Here is a 19,089-nt window from a genome sequence, read left to right as displayed (position 1 = left end):
CTCAGCTCGCGGTGCAGGTGAGCGTGGGCGCTGTGTTGGTACCGGAGTTGCTCGCCCCGAAGCCGAAGGCGGTGCTGCCGCCGACCGCGATCGCGCCGTTGTACGAGGCGTTGGTCACCGTGACCGCCTTGCCGGACTGGGTGTAGGACCCGTTCCAGAGGTTGGTGATCTGCTGGCTGCCGGCCCAGGTCCAGGTCACCTTCCAGCTCGTGGTCGCGGCGGTGCCGGTGTTGGTCACCGTGACGTCGGCATTGAAGCCGGCGCCCCAGTCACTGCTGACCTTGTACGTCGCGGTGCAGCCCGCGTTGCCCGTACCGCCTCCGCTCGACGCGGTGGTGGCGGAGACGCTGTTGGAGGCCGCCGAGACGTTGCCGGCCGCGTCGCGCGCCTTGACGGTGTAGCTGTAGGCGGTGGAGGCGGTGAGCCCGCTGTCGGTGTACGAGGTGGCGGTGGCGGAGCCCACCAGGGTGGTGCCGCGGTAGACGTCGTAGCCGGTGACGCCGACGTTGTCGGTCGAGGCCGTCCAGGACAGCGAGACGCTCGACGCGGTGGTGGCGGTGGACTTCAGCGCGGTCGGGGCGGTGGGAGCCGTGGTGTCGGAGGTGCCGCCACCGCCGCCGGAGACCGGCGGGTAGGCGTTCTTCAGCAGCTCCTGGAACTGCGCGGAGAACCAGTGGCCGGCCAACGGGGCGTTGGGGAGCGCGCCGGACATGTTGTTGCCGTTGCGCGCGTTGCCCGTGTAGGTCGGGTCGCACATCCGGTCGAAGCCCTTGCCCTCGTCGTTGGCGATCTGGGAGCTGGCGCCGTCGGACTCACCCGGGGGCTTGACCCAGACGTAGGCGTCGATGCCGGCTGCCGGAGCTGCGGTGGGACGCTCGCCGAGGCCCGCGCCGGACTGGTTGCACCAGTTGCCGGCCTGCAGGCGACGGTCGATCCGGCCGCCGTTGACGTAGGCGTCGCCGCTGGTGGTCGGGCCGGGGCCGGTGGGCCGGTTGGCGCCGCCCCAGCCGTTGCGGGAGGTGTCGATCAGCACGCCGACGCCGGAGTCGAAGCCGGCCGCGATCGCCTTCTGCCGGAAGGCCTGGGCGTACCCGAGTTCGTCGGCGTACCTGTTCCAGTCCACCCACTTGGAGGTGGCCCGGACCGGCTGGCCCGCCACCACGTCGTCGACGGTGAAGTAAGGCTCCTTCAGCGCCGAGTAGTTGGCGGTGTTGACGATGAAGCCGTGCACGTTGGCGACCGTGGAGCCGGAGGCGGTGGCGGCCTGGTGGAGCAGTTGGACGGCAGGGTCGAAGTTGGAGTCCCAGCCGAGCCAGCCGTGGTGGCCGCCGTCGATGTAGTTGTAGACGTTCGGGATCGCGCCCAACTTGGCCAGCGCGTACCCGACTCCGTTGACGTAGTTGCCGTTGGCCTTCATGGTGTCGCAGGCCGCCGTGGCGGTGGCGGTGCCGCCGGCGTTGGTGACCAGGTTCGGCAGCGAGTCGATCTCGATGGTGGTGACGATCCGCAGGTTCGCATAGGCCGGGTCGGCCAGGATCGTGGCGATCGGGTCGATGAACTCCGACTTGTAGCGCGGGAGTTCGGTCGGCCCCAGCTCACCGTTCGAGGCCAGCGCGGCACAGTCGCGGCCGGGCAGGTCGTAGATGACGAGCTGGACCACGAACGGCTTGCCGGCGGCCTGGGTGACGGCGGCGTTCAGGTGGGCCCGCAGACCCATCGAGCTGCTCGAACCCGAGATCGCGGCGATGCGGTCCAGCCACACGGCGGTCGGCTGGTTGGAGACCGCGCTGCCGCCCGGCTCGGCGGCGGCATGGGCGGCCCACTCCGGATTCACGTACACGCCGGCGCCCACGTACGGGTTGTCGACCTTGGTGGCGGCGTGGGCGGCGGGTGCGGCCATGGCGATCGGGAGGACGGTCGCGGCGCTGAGCACTGCCGCGGCAGCCGCTGTTCTGAGTCTGCGGAGTAGCTGTCCTGACACGGGTGGATCCTTTCGGGTGGGGGGATCCTGTGGGGGGTGTGCTGTGGGCCTCGCGTGTGGGAGCGCTCCCACCTTGCAGAATGCGGGCGGTGTCGCGAGAGGTGCGGGGGGAGGTGCGGCGACACCTGGTGGAGCCGGCGGGCGAATGACACCCCGCATCTCAGGGCGGCCCCTGAGCACACCGCATATCAACCCATGAAGGCGGAGCACCGTCAAGCGTTATGACGCAGTTCAAGTCTCGAACGAGGTGAACTCCATGGGAGCGCTCCCGATCTCGGCACTGACGGTGCGTCATGAGACTCTCGGGACGGCACCGCATCGAACCCGCCCGGAGGCCCCGCATGAGCGCCCGCCCGAAGATCGACACCGCCCAGCGCCGAGCCCGCCTGGCCATGCGCCACCTGCTCGCCCCGGCACACCGCTGCACCTCGCCCGAGCAAGTGGCCCAGGCCGTGGTCGCGCTGCACGCCACCGACCCCGCGACGGTCTTCCTCTCCACCGGCGCCCGGCTCGACCGGCCCGGTACGGCCGCGCTGGAGCGGGCCCTCTACGAGGACCGCACCCTGGTACGGATGCACGGAATGCGGCACACGCTCTTCGTCTTCCCGGCGGAGCTGGCGCCCGTCGTCCAGGCGTCCACCATGCGCAAGGTGGCCGAGAAGGAGCGGCGCGGCCTGCTCGCCTTCGCGGCCGAGGGCGGTTTCGACGCGGCCTGGCTGGCGAAGACGGAGCAGCGGACGCTGGCCGCGCTGGGCGAGGCCGGCCAGGCTACCGGCGCCCGACTCGGCGAGCTGGTCCCGGAGTTGCGCGAGGCGATCACGGTCGCCGCCGGCAAGCCGTACGAGGCGAAGCAGACGATCGGTGTGCGGCTGCTGCGCGTGATGGGCATGGAGGGCTCGATCGTCCGCGACCGTCCGATCGGAGGCTGGACCAGCGGGCAGCATCAGTGGGCCCTGCGGGAGGCCCTGCCCGAGCTACCGGTCGCGGCGGCGCAGGCGGAGCTGGTCCGGCACTGGCTCGCCTCCTACGGCCCGGCCACCGAGGAGGACGTGAAGTGGTGGACGGGCTGGGGCCTGCGCGAGGTCCGGGCCGCGCTGGCCGCCTGCGAGGCCGTCCCGGTCGACCTGACGGAGGGCACGGGCTTCGTGCTGGCCGACGCCACCGATCCCGTCCCCGAGCCCGCGCCCTGGGCGGCCCTGCTCCCGGCCCTCGACCCCACCCCGATGGGCTGGCGGCAACGCGACTGGTACCTGCCGACCGAGAACCGGGCCGAACTCTTCGACCGCTCGGGCAACATCGGGCCGACGGTGTGGTGGAACGGCCGGATCGTCGGCGGCTGGGCGCAGCGGGCCGACGGAGAGCTCGCTCTGGAGTACCTGGAGGAGGTCGGTGCGGACGCCGAGGCGGCGGTCGCGGCCGAGGCGGCCGGGCTGCAGGCCTGGCTGGGCACCACCCGGGTCACCCCGCGGTTCCGCACCCCGCTGGAGCGCCGGCTCTCCGGGTGACGGGGTTCCGGGGGCAACCGATCAGGATCGGGCATCCCAGGGGCGCGAGGAGCTGCGCGAGGCGGGAGGCTGCAGGCCGTTGCCTTCCGATCTCGCGCAGTTCCCCGCGCCCCTTGTGGTTGGCCCGAAGCCTCACCTGGCGGTTCCCGCCTACGAGGGGAAGAGCCAGCGGCGCAGCAGCCCGGTGGCCGCCGGCAGTGCCAGATAGGTCATCAGGACGCTCAGCACCGGGGCCAGGACGAGCGAGCGGACGGGGACCGGAAGGCTCAGCAGGTGCGGGGTCAGGAACAGGTTGGCCAGGATGGTGAGCGGCGCGATGGCCAGCGTCGACGCGACCGCCATCTTCCAGCGGGGGGCCGGGGTGCGATGGGCGCCGGCCGGCGTGGTGGCGAACCAGCCTTCCATACCGAGGAGTTCGCGCCGGGCGACCTCCACGTGATGCCCGTCCATCTCGGCGAAGCAGGCCGCGCGGGCCGGCGACTCCTGCCAGCCCCGGAAGGCCTCGGCGTCCTGGAAGTGCAGGAGCAGGTGCCAGGGTTCGCCGGGGCCGGCCGGCCGCAGCAGGCCCGTGCCCAGGTTGCCGGGGTGCTCGGCGGCCGCGCCCAGGGTGCCCCGGGCCCAGCGGTCGAAGTCCTCCTCGTGGCCCGGGTCGACCCGTCGCGCCACGAAGAGGGTGACCTCCTCCCCCGCCCGTGTACCGTCGCTCATGCCGTGCTCCCGTTCCGGATCACCAGCAGAGTACGCCGTTCGAGCCGGCCCCCCGCGATCTGACGAAGCGCCGGGTCCACGTCCTGCCGGTGGGTCCCCGGGCGCCCGGGTAGCGTGGGCAGCCCGTACCCCGTCCGCAGGGAGCCGTGCGATGGAGCTGTTCGACCGCAGCGGTACCGGCAGCAGCAAGTGGGCCAGGGCCGGGGCGGGGAGGATCGCGCTGGGTCTGGCCGACATGGACCTGCCGGGCCCGCCCGAGATCGGCGCGGCGCTCGCTGCCCGGGCCGGGCACAGCGCGTTCGGGTACACGGTCTGCGATCCGCGCGGCCGCGGCCTGGTCGCCGACTGGTACCGCGACCGCCATGACGTGGCGGTCGACCCGGACTGGGTGCTGCTGCTGCCGTTCAGCCCCAGGACCGCCCTGCGGCTGCTGCTGGAGGCGGCGGCGCCCCGGCGTCCCGTGCTGTTCCCGAGCCCCGAGTGGGGCGGCTTCGCCCAGCTCTGCCGCGCCGCCGGGCTGCCCCACCGCGAGGTGCCGCTGGCCCGGAACTCGGACGGCTACAGGCTCCCCGTCCCGGCCTTCGCCGGCGCCGACCTCGTCATGCTCAGCAGCCCGCACAACCCGTCCGGGCGGGTCTGGACGCGGGCCGAGATCCGGGCGCTGGCCGAGTCGGCCGCCGAGTCCGGCGGGCTGCTGCTCTCGGACGAGGTCCACAGCGACCTCGTCCACCCCGACCACGGGCTTCGTCACCCCGTCGCCGTGGACGCCGCCGGGGAGTTCGCCCGGCACGCCGTGACGCTCAACTCCGTCGGCAAGACCTTCAACACCTCGGGCATCCCGAGCTGCTTCGCGCTCGTCCCCGACCCGCGGCTGCGCGAGCGGCTGCTCAGCCTGATGGCGGGGTACGGCCTCTGGGAGGGCGGGCTGCTGGAACAGGTCGTCCAGCACACCGCGCTCCGGCACGGCGGCCCGTGGCTGGAGACGCTGCTCGGCAACCTCGTCAGCGCCCGGGATCTCGTCCTGGGCGAGCTGGCGGAGGCCGTGCTGTCCCGCCCGGAGGCCTCCTATCTGGTGTGGCTGGACGCCACCGCGCTCGGCCTGTCCGCCGACCGGGCTCGCGAGCAACTGCTCACGGAGCGTGGCGTGGAGCTCGCCGACGGCGCCGACTTCGGCCCGTCCTGGCGCGGCTGCCTGCGGCTGAACTACGCGCTCCCGCTTCCGCTGCTGCGGGCCGCGCTCACCCGTTTGACCGGCCCGTGACGCGCTTTTGACCAGCGAGAACGTCCCATGAGAAGCACACATGTTTGGTCCGTAGCAGACTGAGCAGGAAGAACCGGGCCGCAATCGCGAACCGAGGATGGTGAGTCCGGTGATACCCGTACGCCCGAACCGAACGCCCCTGCAACACCCGGCACCGAAGCCGTTGCAACCGAGCGTGACGCCTGACTGCGTCACGCCCGACAGTGTCACGCCGTTGACGGAGTCCACGGCCGAGATGCACCTGGCGGGCATCTGTTTCAAGATCGGTCCTCCCCGGTTGGTGGGGGTGGAGGCCGAGTGGTTCGTCCACGACGCACGATGTCCTGATTTACTCGTCGATCCGCGGCGCATCGCGGACGCCCTGGCGGCCGTGACGGCCCCGGCGGCGCAGCCCGACGGCCAGTACCCCGACGGCCAGTACCCCGACGGCCGGTACCCCGACGGCCAGTACCCCGACGGCCGGCACCCCGACGGCCAGTACCCCGATGACCCGCACCTCCCGGCAGGCGCCCGCCTCACCCGTGAGCCCGGCGGCCAGGTAGAGCTCAGCTCCCAGCCCGCCGACAACCCCGCCCGCTGCGCCGAGGACCTGCTGCTGGACCAGGCGGCCCTGCGGACCGCCCTCGCCGCGCAGGGCCTTCGGCTCACCGGCTCCGGCACCGACCCGCTGGCCCGCGAGCGCCGGATGCAACTGGACCACCCCCGCTACCTGGCCATGGAGAAGCACTTCGACCGGGCCGGGCCCTGGGGCCGGATCATGATGTGCGGCACCGCCTCCGTCCAGGTCTGCGTGGACTCGGGCACGGACGCCGGCTCACAGTCGCTCTCGGCGCGCTGGCGGCTGGCCCAGCTGCTCGGGCCGGTGCTGGTCGCCGCCTTCGCCAACTCCCCCCTGCTGGACGGCCGGCCGACCGGCTACCGCTCCACCCGCCAGATGGTCTGGTCCCGGATGGATCCGAGCCGCACCCTCGCGCCCTCGGTCCCGGACGGCGACCCGCGCGAGAGCTGGGCCCGCTACGTCCTGGACGCCGAGGTGCTCTGCGTGCGCCGCGCCGACGGGCAGCCGTGGACGGCCCCCGCCGGGCTCACCTTCCGCGACTGGCTGCGCGGTGCGGGCGACCGCCGCCCCACGCTGGCCGACCTCGACTACCACCGGACCACGCTGTTCCCGCCGGTCCGTCCGCGCGGCCATCTGGAGCTGCGCATGATCGACGCCCAACCCGGTGACGGCTGGCTCGCGCCACTCGCCCTGGTCACCGCGCTGCTGGACGACCCGGTGGCCGCCGACACGGCGCTGGCCGCGCTGGAACCGCTGGGCGCGGCCGAGGAGCTCTGCCCGCCCCGGACCGAGCTGTGGCGCCGGGCGGCCACCCTCGCGGTCACCGACCCGGGACTGCGCCGGGCCGCGCTCGCCTGCTTCGGCGCCGCCGACCAGGCCCTCGCCCGGCGCCCCGGCTCCGGCCGGCTGCGCACCACGCTGGCCGAGTTCGCCGAACGCTACCCGGCGCGCGGCCGCTGCCCCGCCGACGACCAGTTGGACGCGCTGCGCGCCGGCGCCGACCCCGTCTTCCAGGAGACCGCACCATGCTGAACGCAGATCCGACGCCTGACACCGGCACGGACGCCCTGCGCGACCGGATCGCCGCCGAGCTGTTCACCGCCCGGGAGCGCACGGCCGGCCTCACCGACTGCATCGACGACCGCGACCTCACCGCCCAGCACTCCCCCCTGATGTCGCCGCTGGTCTGGGACCTCGCGCACATCGGCAACCAGGAGGAGCTCTGGCTGCTGCGCAACGTCGGCGGCCGCGACCCGCTGCACCCCGAGATCGACCCGCTCTACGACGCCTTCGAGCACCCGCGCGCCGAACGCCCCAGCCTGCCGCTGCTCCCGCCGGACGAGGCCCGCAAGTACGCCCACGAGGTGCGCGGCCGGGTACTCGACCTGCTGGCAGCCAGCCCCCTCGAAGGGCCGCCGCTGCTGCGGGACGGCTTCGCCTTCGGCATGATCGTCCAGCACGAACAGCAGCACGACGAGACGATGCTGATCACCCACCAGCTCCGCCAGGGTCCGGTCGCGCTCACCGCGCCGCCGCCCCCGGCTCCGGCGCAGGCCGAGGATCTCCCGGCCGAGGTGCTGATACCCGCCGGCCCGTTCACGATGGGCACCGACACCGAGCCCTGGGCCCTGGACAACGAGCGCCCCGCCCACCAGGTCGACCTGCCGGACTTCCTGCTCGACACCACTCCCGTGAGCAATGCCGCCTACCAGCGGTTCATCGCCGACGGCGGATACCAGGACCCGCGCTGGTGGACGCCGGAGGGCTGGGAGCACCGCAACCGGGCCGGTCTGACGGCCCCGCTGTTCTGGAGCCGGGACGGCGGCCAGTGGCTGCGCCGCCGCTTCGGCACCGTCGAGCCCGTACCGGACGAGGAGCCGGTGCTCCACGTCAGCTGGTACGAGGCCGACGCGTACGCGCGCTGGGCGGGCCGGCGGCTGCCGACCGAGGCCGAGTGGGAGAAGGCCGCCCGGCACGACCCCGCCACCGGCCGCTCGCGCCGCTACCCGTGGGGCGACGGCGAGCCCGGCACCGAGCACGCCAACCTCGGCCAGCGCCACCTCCAGCCGGCCCCCGTCGGCAGCTACCCGGCGGGCGCCTCACCGTACGGGGTGCGCCAGCTGATGGGTGACGTGTGGGAGTGGACGGCGAGCGACTTCCGGCCGTACCCGGACTTCCGGGCCTGGCCGTACCGGGAGTACTCCGAGGTCTTCTTCGGCCCGGAGTACAAGGTGCTGCGCGGCGGTTGCTTCGCCGTCGCGCCGGTGGCCTGCCGGGGGACCTTCCGCAACTGGGACTACCCGATCCGGCGGCAGATCTTCGCCGGCTTCCGCACCGCCCGTACCGTGGAACAGAACTGATGTGCCGTCATCTCGCCTACCTGGGCCCGTCGGTACCGATCCAGCGGCTGGTGGTCGACCCCCCGCTGGGTCTGTACCGGCAGTCCTGGGCGCCGCAGAACCAGAAGTACGGCACCGTCAACGTCGACGGCTTCGGCGTCGGCTGGTACGCCGACGCGGACCCGGTGCCGGCCCGCTACCGGCGGGCCGGGCCGATCTGGGCGGACGCCGGCTTCGCCGACCTCGCCCGGGTCGTGCGGACCGGGGCGCTGCTCGCCGCCGTACGCTCCGCCACTGACGGCTGTGCGGCGGGCGAGGCGGCGGCCGCGCCGTTCGTCGCCGAGCGCTGGCTGTTCAGCCACAACGGCGCCCTGCCCGGCTGGCCGCGGCAACTCGGCGACCTGGCGGCCACGTTGCCGCCGGCCGAGCTACTCGCGCTGGAGGCCCGCACCGACTCGGCCCTGGTCTGGGCCCTGGTGCTGCACCGGCTGCGCGAGGGCGCCGCGCTCGGCGAAGCGCTGGCGAGCACCGTCCGGGAGGTCGCCGAGCACGGTGACGCCCGGCTCAACCTGCTGCTGACCGACGGAGTCTCGATCGCCGCCACCACCTGGGGCGACACCCTCTGCTACCGGTCCGATCCGGGCCGCGGCGTGCTGGTCGCCTCGGAACCGTCCGACGACGAGCCCGGCTGGATCCACCTGCCCGACCGTTCACTGCTGGTCGCCACCGCCGACGGCGTGACCGCGCAAACCATCGACTGAAAGCGAGAGGACGCCTCGCCGTGAGTACCTTTGACCTCACCCGCCTGCTGCCCGCCGACCACTTCAGCCATGCCCTACGGCATGACGTGCAGCACGGCCTGACCGCGAGTCCCAAGTGGCTGCCGCCGAAGTGGTTCTACGACGCCCGGGGCAGCGAGCTGTTCGAGGAGATCACCCGGCTGCCCGAGTACTACCCGACCCGGGCCGAGCGCGAGATCCTCACCGCCCGGGCCCGCGAGATAGCGGCCGCCACCCGGGCCAGGACGCTGGTGGAGCTCGGCTCCGGCTCGTCCGAGAAGACCCGCTTGCTGCTGGACGCACTGCGCGAACTCGGCACCCTGAAGGCGTACGTGCCGGTGGACGTCAGCGAGAGCGCGCTGGAGGCCGCCGGCAAGGCGCTGACCTCCGAGTACCCGGACCTCGCGGTGCACGCGGTGGTCTCGGACTTCACCCACGGCCTCGGCCTGCCCCCCGGCGGCGGCCCCCGGCTGGTCGCCTTCCTCGGCGGCACGCTCGGGAACCTGCTGCCCGCCGAGCGGGCGGACTTCCTGAGCACCCTGCGCGGCGCGCTGGAGCCCGGCGACGCGGTGCTGCTCGGCACCGACCTGGTCAAGGATCCGGCGGTGCTGGTGGCCGCGTACGACGACTCGGCCGGTGTCACGGCGGCCTTCAACAAGAACGTGCTGAACGTGCTCAACCGTGAGCTGGAGGCCGACTTCGACCCCGAGATGTTCGAACATGTGGCGCTCTGGGACGCCGAGCGGGAGTGGATCGAGATGCGGCTGCGGTCGCTGAGGTCGCAGACCGTGAAGATCCCCGCGCTCGACCTGCCGGTGCACTTCGACGAGGGCGAGGAGCTGCGGACCGAGGTCTCCGCGAAGTTCCGGCGGGCCCGGGTGGCCGAGGAGCTGGCGGCGGCCGGGCTGCGGCTCTCCGAGTGGTGGACGGACGAGGAGGGACGCTTCGGGCTGTCGCTCGCCGTGCCTGCGTAGCGGCTCCGCCGGGTAGGTGGGCCATCGATCAGGAGTGGGCATGCCTGTGGTTGGCCCACCTACTGGCGGACGCCCTTGGCGGCCCCCGCAGGTTGGCGCGCGGCGCTCCGGCTGCGGACGCAGAGTGGAGGGGACGGCAGAGGAGAGATCCGATGGACGGTCCACTGCACTGGTCACGGCTGCCCCGGGAGAGCGACGCGTACCGCCGGGCGCGCGACGACCTGCTCCGGGCGGAGATCGAGCTGCGCCGGCAGACCGAGGCCGTGGCCGCCCAGCGCCGGCGGCTTCCGCTCGGGGGCGAGGTCCGCCTGGACTACTCGTTCGACGCGTGGGATCCGAGCGTCGGCACGGTCCTCGACGTCAGGCTCTCGGAGCTGTTCGAGGACGGGAAGGACGCGCTGTTCCTCTACAGCTTCATGTACCTGCCGGGACGAAACGAGCCGGCGGAAACGCCCTGCCCCGTCTGCACGTCGATCATCGACGGCATCGACGGCGCCGTCCCGCACATCACCCAGCACGTCAACTTCGCCGTCGTCGCCAAGGCCCCGGTCGAGCGCTTCGGTGCGCACGCGCGCGCCCGGGGCTGGCGGAACGTCCGGCTGCTCTCCTCGCGGCGCACGACGTTCAACGTCGACTACCTCGCCGAGGATGCGGACGGCGCGCAGTCCGCCGTGGCGACCGTGTTCGTCCGCCGTGGCGGCAGGATCCACCACTTCTGGAGCAGCGAGCTGCAGCTCGTCGACACCGAGCCCGGCCAGCACCCGCGGCACGTCGACTTCATGTGGCCGCTCTGGGCCGTCGTCGACCGCACCCCGGCGGGCCGCGAGGGCAGTTGGATGCCCCGCCTCGAGTACGACTGACGCGTTCGGGACGCCGGCGGCCGTCCGAGGCACCATAGCGCCGATCGCCCAGCTCGGGGCCCGATTCGCTCACTCTGCGCGCCCGAGGACACACATCCGGTACCCATGGACCTGGGAGGGATGTGTCCTTGATCTTCAGTCGGCTTCGTACTCGCAAGACCGCCCCGGCCGGGGTGTGCCCCTACGCCCAGCCTCCGTCGGTACCCGACGACCGCTCGGTGGTGGGCCAGGCCGTCGCCTTCGTCCGGCAGTTCCACCTCGAGCAGCCCGGCGAGAGCGACCCGGCGCCGAGGGTCCGTCAGGTGGTGGCGGAGATCGAGCGCACCGGCACGTACGTGCACACCACGGAGGAGCTCGCCTTCGGCGCCAAACTGGCCTGGCGGAACGCGGCCCGCTGCATCGGGCGGCTGTACTGGCGCAGCCTGGTGGTGCGCGACCTACGACACGTCAGCTCGCCGGACGGGATGGCCGAGCAGTGCTTCGAGCACCTCCGGGCGGCCACCAACGGCGGCCGGATCCGTCCGGTGATCACCGTCTTCGCCCCGGACCGGCCCGGCCGTCCGGCGCCGCGGATCGTCAACCAGCAGCTGGTCAGGTACGCGGGCCATCCACGACCGGACGGCAGGTGGATCGGCGACCCGGCGGGGGCCGTACTGGCCGCGCGGGCACGGGAGTTGGGCTGGAAGTGCGGCGAGGAGCCGTTCGAGGTGCTGCCGCTGCTCATCCAGGAGCGGGCGGGGGCCGCCCCCCACTGGTACGAGGTGCCGGACGACGCCGCGCTGGAGGTGCCGCTCAGCCACCCCGAGCACGGCTGGTTCGCCGAGCTCGGACTCCGCTGGTACGCGGTGCCCGCGATCAGCGACATGACCCTCGAGATCGGCGGGATCCGTTACCCGGCCGCGCCGTTCAACGGCTGGTACATGGGGACCGAGATCGGCGCCCGCAACCTGGCCGACGCCGACCGCTACAACCTGCTGACGGAGGTGGCCGGCCGGCTGGGCCTGGACACCTCGACCTCCCGGACGCTGTGGCGGGACCGCGCCCTGGTCGAGCTCAACATCGCCGTCCTGCACTCGTTCCAGGAGGCCGGCGTCACGATGGCCGACCACCACACCGAGTCGGAGCGCTTCCTGAAGCACATCGCCCAGGAGAAGCGGCTGGGCCGGCCGACCCCCGCCGACTGGAGCTGGATCGTCCCGCCGGTGTCGGGCGGGCTGACGCCGGTGTACCACCGGTACTACGACCCGGTGGATCCCGAACTCCGGCCGGCCTTCCTGGCCCGGGAGCCCTGGTAATTCGCTTGCGCGATCGGCGGGAGCGCCTGAGACTGCGCGGATGGTTCAGACGGCGGGGCGTACGGTGACGGTGCTGGTGACGTGGCAGGGCGAACGGCTCGGCGCCGTCGGACCGTTCGAGGTGGCGACGCCCCGTTGGCACGATGTCGGCCCGGTCGCCGAGCAGTTGGAGGCGGAGCTGGGTGTGCCCGCGCTGGTGCTGCGGCTGGTCTCGGTCGAGGGGGGCGAGGACGGTCGCGGCGGCCACGTGACCTACCACGCGGAGGCGCTGCGGCGGCCCGTCATCGCGCTGGAGGCTTCCGACGCCACGCTCTCGCCCGATGCACTGCGGTCGGACTGGGCCACCCCCGAGGGGCTGCGGTCGGCGTTGAGCTGGGCGGACGACGCCTTGCGGGCGGCCGGGCGGCCCGCCGTGGGCCCGGTCGAGCAGGTGAAGACGTGGAACCTGTCCGGGCTTTACCGCATTCCGACGGGCGGCGGCCCGGTGTGGTTGAAGACGACCCCTCGGTTCGGCGCGTGTGAGGCGCAGGTGATCGAGCTGTTCGGGTCGGTGGACGCGACGCTCGTCCCGACCGTCCTGGCGGCGGACACCGCCGGCCGCCGGGTGCTGCTCGACCATGTGCCGGGCCAGGACTGCTGGGGCGTGCCGGAGGACTCGATGCTGTCGGCGGTCGGCCGGCTGGTCGCGGCCCAGGCGGCGCTGGCCGGGCAGTCGCCCGCCGGCCTGCCGGACCGTACGCCCCAGGCGCTGATCGGCGGGGTGCGGGCGTTGCTGGCGGGCGAGGCCGTCCAGGAGCTCTCGGCGGACGAGCTGGCGCGGGTGCGGCGCCTGGCGGAGGAACTCCCCGGGATGGTGAAGGAGTTGGCGGCCTGCGGGCTGCCGGAGACCGTGGTGCACGGCGACTTCCATCCGGGCAACTGGCGTTCCGACGGGCGTGACACGGTCGTCGTGGACTTCTCCGACAGCTACCTGGGCCACCCGGCCTTCGACGGCCTGCGGCCGCGCGCCTTTCTGTCCGCCGACCGCTGGGAGCAGGTGCGGGAGGTCTGGACGCAGGCCTGGTCGGCGCAGCTGCCGGGTGCGGACCCCGGGCGGGCGCTGGAGATCGCCGAGCCGCTGATGCACCTGGCGTACGCGGTGCGGTACCAGGAGTTCCTGGACAACATCGAGGCGAGCGAGCGGATCTACCACGAGGGTGACCCGGCCTCCGAGCTTCGCGCGGCGATCGCCTCGGCAGTCTGAGGTGGTCGCCTCAGCTTGAGGTGACGGTGCGCCGGTACCGGAGGTCGAGGCCGTCGAGAAGGGCCTCCAGGCCGGTCTCGAAGGCGCCCTCGTCGATCCGGCGCTGGTGCTCGGCCAGCAGGTGGGCCTCGCCGAGGTGCGGGTACTCGGCCGCGTAGAGCTCGGCGTCCTCGGGGAAGCCGGCCGCGAAGGAGCCGAGGGCGGAGCCGGTGATGAAGTACCGCATCAGCGCGCCGATCCGGGTGGCCTGTCCGCGCGGCCACCCGGCGTCGACCAGGCAGCCGAAGACGGCGTCGGCGAGGCGCAGCGCGTTGGGGCGGCGGCCGGGGCCCTGGGCGAGCACGGGGACGATGTTGGGGTGCGCGGCCAGCGCTGCGCGGTAGGAGCGGGCCCAGTCGCGCAGGGCGGTCCGCCAGTCGGTGGCGGCGCTGAACATCGAGAGGTCCACCTCGCCCATCACGCTGTCCACCACGGCGTCGAGCAACTCGTCCTTGGTGGCGAAGTGGTTGTAGAGCGAGGGGCCGCTGACCGAGAGCTCGGTGGCGAGGCGGCGGGTGGAGAGCCCGTCCAGGCCCTCGGCGTCGACCAGGACGAGGGCTGCCACGACGATGCGCTCACGGCTCAGCAGGGGTGTGCGCGGGCGCGCCATCGTCGTTTCCTCCGCTCGGGTGGGTATCCGTGCATTCTGACAGGTGGCCCTTCACAGAAGGCGTGGGCCGGGCTAGAGTCCGGATTAAAACTTGCACCGCTAGTTTAAATGAGGTCCGCCGCCATGAACCTGGAGCTCTCCGAGGAGCAGGCCGCCGTGCGCGAGCTCGCCGCCGAGTTCACGGACCGCGAGATCGTGCCCCACGCCGCCGAGTGGGACCGCGCCGAGTCGGTGGACCGGGCGATCGTGGGCAAGCTGGGCAAGCTCGGCTTCCTGGGCCTGACCATCCCCGAGGAGTACGGCGGCAGCGGCGGCGACCACCTGGCGTACTGCCTGGTGCTCGAGGAGCTGGGCCGCGGCGACTCCTCGGTGCGCGGCATCGTCTCCGTCTCGCTCGGCCTGGTCGGCAAGTCGGTCAACGCGTACGGGACGGAGGAGCAGAAGCGGCACTGGCTGCCCCTGCTCACCTCCGGCGAGGCGCTCGCCTGCTTCGCCCTCACCGAGCCGGGCACCGGCTCGGACGCCGCCAACCTGACCACCCGGGCGGTGCGGGACGGCGACGACTGGCTGATCACCGGCGCCAAGATGTTCATCACCAACGGGACCTGGGCCCAGGTCGCCCTGGTCTTCGCCCGCACGGGAGAGGCCGGGCACAAGGGTGTGACCGCCTTCCTCGTCCCCACCGACCTGCCGGGCTTCGAGCGCCGCGAGATCCACGGCAAGCTCGGCCTGCGCGGCCAGGCGACGGCGGAGCTCGTCCTGGACGGCGTACGGGTGCCGGACAGCGCCCGGCTCGGCGCCGAGGGCAAGGGCTTCACGGTGGCGATGGCCGCGCTGGCCAAGGGCCGGATGTCGGTCGCGGCCGGCTGTGTCGGCATCGCCCGCGCCTGCCTGGAGGCGGCCGTCGGGTACGCCAAGGAGCGCGAGCAGTTCGGAAAGCCGATCGCCTCGTACCAGCTGGTGCAGGAGCTGATCTCGGACATCTCGGTCGACGTCGAGGCGGCCCGCCTGCTGACCTGGCGGGTGGCCGACCACATCGAGCGCGGGCTGCCGTTCGCCACCGAGTCGTCGGTGGCGAAGCTGTTCGCGAGCGAGGCGGCCGTGCGCGCCGCCAACAACGCGCTGCAGGTCTTCGGCGGGTACGGCTTCATCGACGAGTACCCCGTCGGCAAGTACCTGCGCGACGCCCGGGTGATGACCCTGTACGAGGGCACCAGCCAGATCCACAAGCTGCTGATCGGGCGATCCCTGACCGGCATCAACGCATTCTGAGACCCAGAAACGCTCTCCGAGCATCCGAGTAGAGGAGCCCAACGAAGTGCGTCCCGTCTACTTCGCCGCCGCCCGCCGCACCCCGATCGGGCGGCTGCGCGGCGCGCTGTCCACCGTACGGCCCGACGATCTGTCGGCAGCCGTACTGCGAGGCCTGCTCGACGACGTGCCCGGGCTGGACCCGGCCCGGATCGACGACGTCTACTGGGGCGCCGCCAACCAGGCGGGCGAGGACAACCGCAATGCCGCCCGGATGGCCGTCCTGCTCGCCGGACTGCCGGAGAGCGTCCCGGGGGCCACCGTCAACCGGCTCTGCGCCTCCGGCATGGAGGCCGTCACCACGGCCGCGCGGGCGATCGGCTCCGGCGAGGCCGAGATCGTGGTCGCCGGCGGCTGCGAGTCGATGACCCGGGCGCCGTTCGTCCTCCCCAGGCCCGACGAGGCGCTGCCGCACAAGATCGAGACCTATGACACCCGGCTCGGCTGGCGGCTGACCAACCCCCGCATGAAGGACCTGCACGGCGTGCTCAGCATGGGCGAGACCGCCGAGGAGGTGGCGGCCCGGTACGGGATCACCCGCGAGCAGCAGGACGAGTTCGCCCTGCGCAGCCACCAGCGGGCCGCGGCGGCCCGCAAGGACGGGCACTTCGACGCGGAGCTGCTGCCGGTGGTCCGGCCGGACGGCGTGACGGTCGGCCGGGACGAGTCGATCCGCGAGGACACCACGCTGGAGCGCCTCGCCCGGCTCAAGCCGGTCTTCCGGGCCGGCGGCACGGTGACGGCCGGCAACGCCTCGCCCATGAACGACGGCGCTGCGGCCCTGCTGCTGGTGAGCGAGGAGGCGCTGCGCGACCTGGAGCTGGAGCCGTTCGGCCGCTACGCCGCCGGGGCCTCGGCCGGGGTGCACCCGGACGTGATGGGCATCGGCCCGGTGCCCGCCACCCGCAAGGTGCTCGACCGGCTCGGCTGGCGCGTGGAGGACATCGAGGAGGCCGAGTTCAACGAGGCCTTCGCCGCTCAGGCCCTCGCCTGTGTGGGTGAGCTCGGCTTCGACCCGGACCTGGTCAACCCGTCCGGCGGCGCCATCGCCCTGGGCCACCCCCTGGGCGGCTCGGGTGCCCGGATCCTGACCACCCTGCTGCACCGGATGCGCCGGACCGGCGCGCGGCGCGGCCTGGCCACCATGTGCGTGGGTGTCGGCCAGGGCACCGCCGTACTCGTCGAAAACGTCTGACAGTCCGAAGGTTTCGAGGGTTCGCATGTTCGAAGGTTCGAGGGAGACAGCTGTGACTCGTTTTTCAGGCAAGGTCGCCGTCGTCACCGGCGCCGCACAGGGCATCGGGGCGGCAACCGCGCTGCGGCTCGCGGAGGAGGGCGCGACCGTCGCCGTGGTCGACCTCACCGCCGAGCGGGCGCAGGCCACCGTCGACGCGATCACCGCCAAGGGCGGCACGGCGAAGGCGTACGGCTGCGACGTGGCCGACTACGACGCCGTGGACGCGGTCTTCGCGGCGGTGGTCGCGGAGCTCGGTGCGCTGCACATCCTGGTGAACAACGCCGGGATCACCCGGGACAACCTCTTCTTCAAGATGCCGAAGGCCGACTGGGACACCGTCCTGACCGTCAACCTGACCAGCGCCTACAACTGCAGCCATGTGGCGCAGAAGTACATGGTGAAGCAGAAGTACGGCAAGATCGTCTCGCTCAGCTCGCGCTCGGCACTAGGCAACCGGGGCCAGGCCAACTACGCCGCCGCCAAGGCCGGCATCCAGGGGCTGACCGCCACCCTGGCGATCGAGCTCGGGCCGTACAACATCAACGTCAACGCCGTCGCCCCCGGCTACATCGCCACCTCGATGACCGCCGCGACCGCCGAGCGGGTCGGCGCCACGCCCGAGGACCACCAGGCCCAGGTGGCCGAGCGCACCCCGCTGCGCCGGGTCGGGCAGCCGGAGGAGATCGCCTCGGTGGTGGCCTTCCTGGCCAGCGAGGACTCCAGCTACGTGAGCGGCCAGACGCTGTACGTCAACGGCGGGGCGCGCTGACATCTGATGACACGTCAGTAGGCTGACCCGGGACCGGACTTACCAAATCCCGGGTCGGCCTTTACCTGTTCCGGTGGCCGGTAGGGGCCATGCCAACAGCCTCCGATCTGACTATGGAACGATCACGCTCGGGCCGATGGGATTACGGGGCCGACCGCCATGGTCGGCTCCTCCATTCCGAAGGAGTTCCATGGGCACCAATCCCGCCACCGCGGGTCCCCGACGCTCCACGGCCGCACGGACGCTGGCACTGCTCGCCGTCGGGGCCACCGCCCTGACCGGCGCCACCGTCACCGTCCAGACGACGACCCTGGCCGGTCACCGGGCCGGTGTGCCGACCGTGCACGTGCGTCCGGCCTCCAGCGGGCACATCGACGCCACCGGGCGAGTGGCCCCGATATCGACCTCCGACTGCGTCTCGCAGATCGGCATCCACTGCTACTCGCCGCTGCAGTACCGCACCGCGTACAACCTCGGCCCCCTCTACAAGGAGGGCGTCACGGGCAAGGGCCGCACGATCGTGATCGTCGACTCCTTCGGCTCGCCGACCATCCAGCACGACCTGGAGGTCTTCGACAAGCAGTGGGGCATCCCGGACACCCAGGTCGAGGTGGTCAAGTGGGGCAACGTCCCGCCCTTCGACCCCACCAACGAGGACCACACCGGCTGGGCCGGTGAGACCACCCTGGACGTCGAGTACGCCCACGCGATCGCCCCGGACGCGCACATCGTCCTGGTCGAGACCGGCGTCGCCGAGACCGAGGGCGTCACCGGCCTGCCCGAGATGATGGACGCCGAGAAGGCCCTCATCAAGTCGGGCCGGGCGGACGTGATCTCGCAGAGCTTCGGCGCCACCGAGAACACCTTCCCGGGCTTCGACAAGGGCGACTTCAAGTCCATCAAGGACCTGCGGTACGCCTTCCAGTTCGCGGCGGCCCACAACGTCACCGTGCTCGCCGCCTCCGGCGACAACGGCGCGACGGACGCCATGGAGAACGGCAGCGACCTGTACCCGTACAAGGTCAACTCCTGGCCGTCCTCCGACCCGCTGGTCACCTCCATCGGCGGCACCCAGATGACGCTGGACAACGACGGCAAGCGCACCGCCGCCGACAAGGTCTGGCACGACGACTACGGCGCGGCGGGCGGTGGCGTCTCCGGCGTCTTCGAGCGCCCGTGGTACCAGGCGTCCGTCGCCAACGTCACCGGCAACCACCGTGGCACGCCCGACATCAGCATGAGCGCGGCGGTCGACGGCGCGGCCTGGACGTACGAGTCGTACGACCCCACCCGCGTCGGCTGGCACCTGACCGGCGGCACCAGCGAGGCCACCCCGATCTTCTCGGGTGTCGTCGCACTCGCCGACCAGCTGGCCGGGTACCGGCTCGGGCAGCTCAACTGGCGCCTCTACGGCCTGGGCCTGCTGCCCTCGCAGTGGAGCGGCATCACCGATGTGACCACCGGCGACAACTCCTGGAACGCCGTCACCGGCTACCAGGCCGCGAAGGGGTACGACCTGGCGTCGGGCCTCGGCACGATCGACGCGGCGCGGTTCGTGCACGCGATCGCCGGGCGGTAAGCGGGGTCGTTCTCTCGGGTGCCCGGTCCCGTGGGTGGGG

At 72.6% G+C, this 19,089-nt stretch carries 16 protein-coding genes; 13 read left to right on the top strand and 3 right to left on the bottom strand.

The features are described 5' to 3' along the window. Window position 1: 1 nt before the first annotated feature. A complete protein-coding gene (locus tag FB465_RS29090) occupies window positions 2-1,981 on the bottom strand; it encodes a glycoside hydrolase family 6 protein (RefSeq protein ID WP_425461219.1) in 1,980 nt (659 codons plus the stop codon). 341 nt (window positions 1,982-2,322) lie between these two features. Here FB465_RS29090 and FB465_RS29085 point away from each other — a divergent pair, with 341 nt between their 5' ends. Next, complete coding sequence (locus tag FB465_RS29085; RefSeq protein WP_145795278.1) at window positions 2,323-3,486, top strand: winged helix DNA-binding domain-containing protein; 1,164 nt, start codon at window positions 2,323-2,325, stop codon at window positions 3,484-3,486. Window positions 3,487-3,636: 150 nt separating this feature from the next. Here the strand turns inward: FB465_RS29085 and FB465_RS29080 are convergent, their stop codons facing one another. Continuing rightward, window positions 3,637-4,194 carry an antibiotic biosynthesis monooxygenase gene (locus FB465_RS29080; protein ID WP_145795276.1) on the bottom strand — a complete coding sequence of 186 codons (558 nt, stop codon included), beginning with the start codon at window positions 4,192-4,194 and terminating at the stop codon, window positions 3,637-3,639. A 151-nt stretch (window positions 4,195-4,345) separates the two neighbouring features. On the opposite strand from FB465_RS29080, the gene FB465_RS29075 reads away from it, so the two are divergent. From FB465_RS29075 to FB465_RS29040, 8 genes are all read left to right on the top strand, one after another. Continuing rightward, entirely contained in the window at window positions 4,346-5,455 is a 1,110-nt protein-coding gene (locus FB465_RS29075; protein WP_170290713.1) for an aminotransferase class I/II-fold pyridoxal phosphate-dependent enzyme, read from the top strand. A gap of 214 nt (window positions 5,456-5,669) precedes the next feature. Further along, window positions 5,670-7,046 carry an ergothioneine biosynthesis glutamate--cysteine ligase EgtA gene (gene egtA, locus FB465_RS29070; protein ID WP_342791855.1) on the top strand — a complete coding sequence of 459 codons (1,377 nt, stop codon included), beginning with the start codon at window positions 5,670-5,672 and terminating at the stop codon, window positions 7,044-7,046. Beyond that, window positions 7,040-8,374, top strand: coding sequence for an ergothioneine biosynthesis protein EgtB (egtB, locus tag FB465_RS29065; protein ID WP_145795270.1), 1,335 nt, complete (start codon window positions 7,040-7,042; stop codon window positions 8,372-8,374). Before egtA ends, egtB begins: the two co-directional genes overlap by 7 nt. Then, window positions 8,374-9,114, top strand: a complete 741-nt coding sequence (gene egtC, locus FB465_RS29060; protein WP_145795268.1) for an ergothioneine biosynthesis protein EgtC — start codon at window positions 8,374-8,376, stop codon at window positions 9,112-9,114. Before egtB ends, egtC begins: the two co-directional genes overlap by 1 nt. Before the next feature lie 20 nt (window positions 9,115-9,134). Next, complete coding sequence (gene egtD, locus FB465_RS29055) at window positions 9,135-10,106, top strand: L-histidine N(alpha)-methyltransferase (RefSeq protein WP_145795266.1); 972 nt, start codon at window positions 9,135-9,137, stop codon at window positions 10,104-10,106. Window positions 10,107-10,258: 152 nt separating this feature from the next. Next, window positions 10,259-10,966: a DUF899 family protein gene (locus FB465_RS29050; RefSeq protein WP_145795264.1), complete on the top strand. Its 708-nt coding sequence runs from the start codon at window positions 10,259-10,261 to the stop codon at window positions 10,964-10,966. Window positions 10,967-11,094: 128 nt separating this feature from the next. Next, window positions 11,095-12,261, top strand: a complete 1,167-nt coding sequence (locus tag FB465_RS29045; protein WP_425461218.1) for a nitric oxide synthase oxygenase — start codon at window positions 11,095-11,097, stop codon at window positions 12,259-12,261. A gap of 40 nt (window positions 12,262-12,301) precedes the next feature. Beyond that, window positions 12,302-13,504: an aminoglycoside phosphotransferase family protein gene (locus FB465_RS29040; protein WP_170290712.1), complete on the top strand. Its 1,203-nt coding sequence runs from the start codon at window positions 12,302-12,304 to the stop codon at window positions 13,502-13,504. Between the two features lie 10 nt (window positions 13,505-13,514). Here the strand turns inward: FB465_RS29040 and FB465_RS29035 are convergent, their stop codons facing one another. Further along, entirely contained in the window at window positions 13,515-14,153 is a 639-nt protein-coding gene (locus tag FB465_RS29035; RefSeq protein ID WP_145795260.1) for a TetR/AcrR family transcriptional regulator C-terminal domain-containing protein, read from the bottom strand. 123 nt (window positions 14,154-14,276) lie between these two features. On the opposite strand from FB465_RS29035, the gene FB465_RS29030 reads away from it, so the two are divergent. The 4 genes from FB465_RS29030 to FB465_RS29015 all read left to right on the top strand — a co-directional run bounded on the left by FB465_RS29030 (window position 14,277) and on the right by FB465_RS29015 (window position 19,049). Continuing rightward, on the top strand, window positions 14,277-15,425 hold the full coding sequence (locus tag FB465_RS29030) for an acyl-CoA dehydrogenase family protein (protein WP_145795259.1): 1,149 nt from the start codon (window positions 14,277-14,279) through the stop codon (window positions 15,423-15,425). Between the two features lie 46 nt (window positions 15,426-15,471). Then, a complete protein-coding gene (locus FB465_RS29025; protein WP_145795257.1) occupies window positions 15,472-16,659 on the top strand; it encodes a thiolase family protein in 1,188 nt (395 codons plus the stop codon). Between the two features lie 52 nt (window positions 16,660-16,711). After that, window positions 16,712-17,470 carry a 3-oxoacyl-ACP reductase FabG gene (gene fabG, locus FB465_RS29020; RefSeq protein ID WP_145795255.1) on the top strand — a complete coding sequence of 253 codons (759 nt, stop codon included), beginning with the start codon at window positions 16,712-16,714 and terminating at the stop codon, window positions 17,468-17,470. A 190-nt stretch (window positions 17,471-17,660) separates the two neighbouring features. Beyond that, window positions 17,661-19,049 (top strand): S53 family peptidase, encoded by a 1,389-nt coding sequence (locus FB465_RS29015; RefSeq protein ID WP_145795253.1) that lies wholly within the window; start codon window positions 17,661-17,663, stop codon window positions 19,047-19,049. Window positions 19,050-19,089: the final 40 nt, after the last annotated feature.

Source organism: Kitasatospora atroaurantiaca (assembly GCF_007828955.1).
Taxonomy (GTDB): domain Bacteria; phylum Actinomycetota; class Actinomycetes; order Streptomycetales; family Streptomycetaceae; genus Kitasatospora; species Kitasatospora atroaurantiaca.
This window is presented reverse-complemented; position numbering and strand designations above follow the sequence as displayed.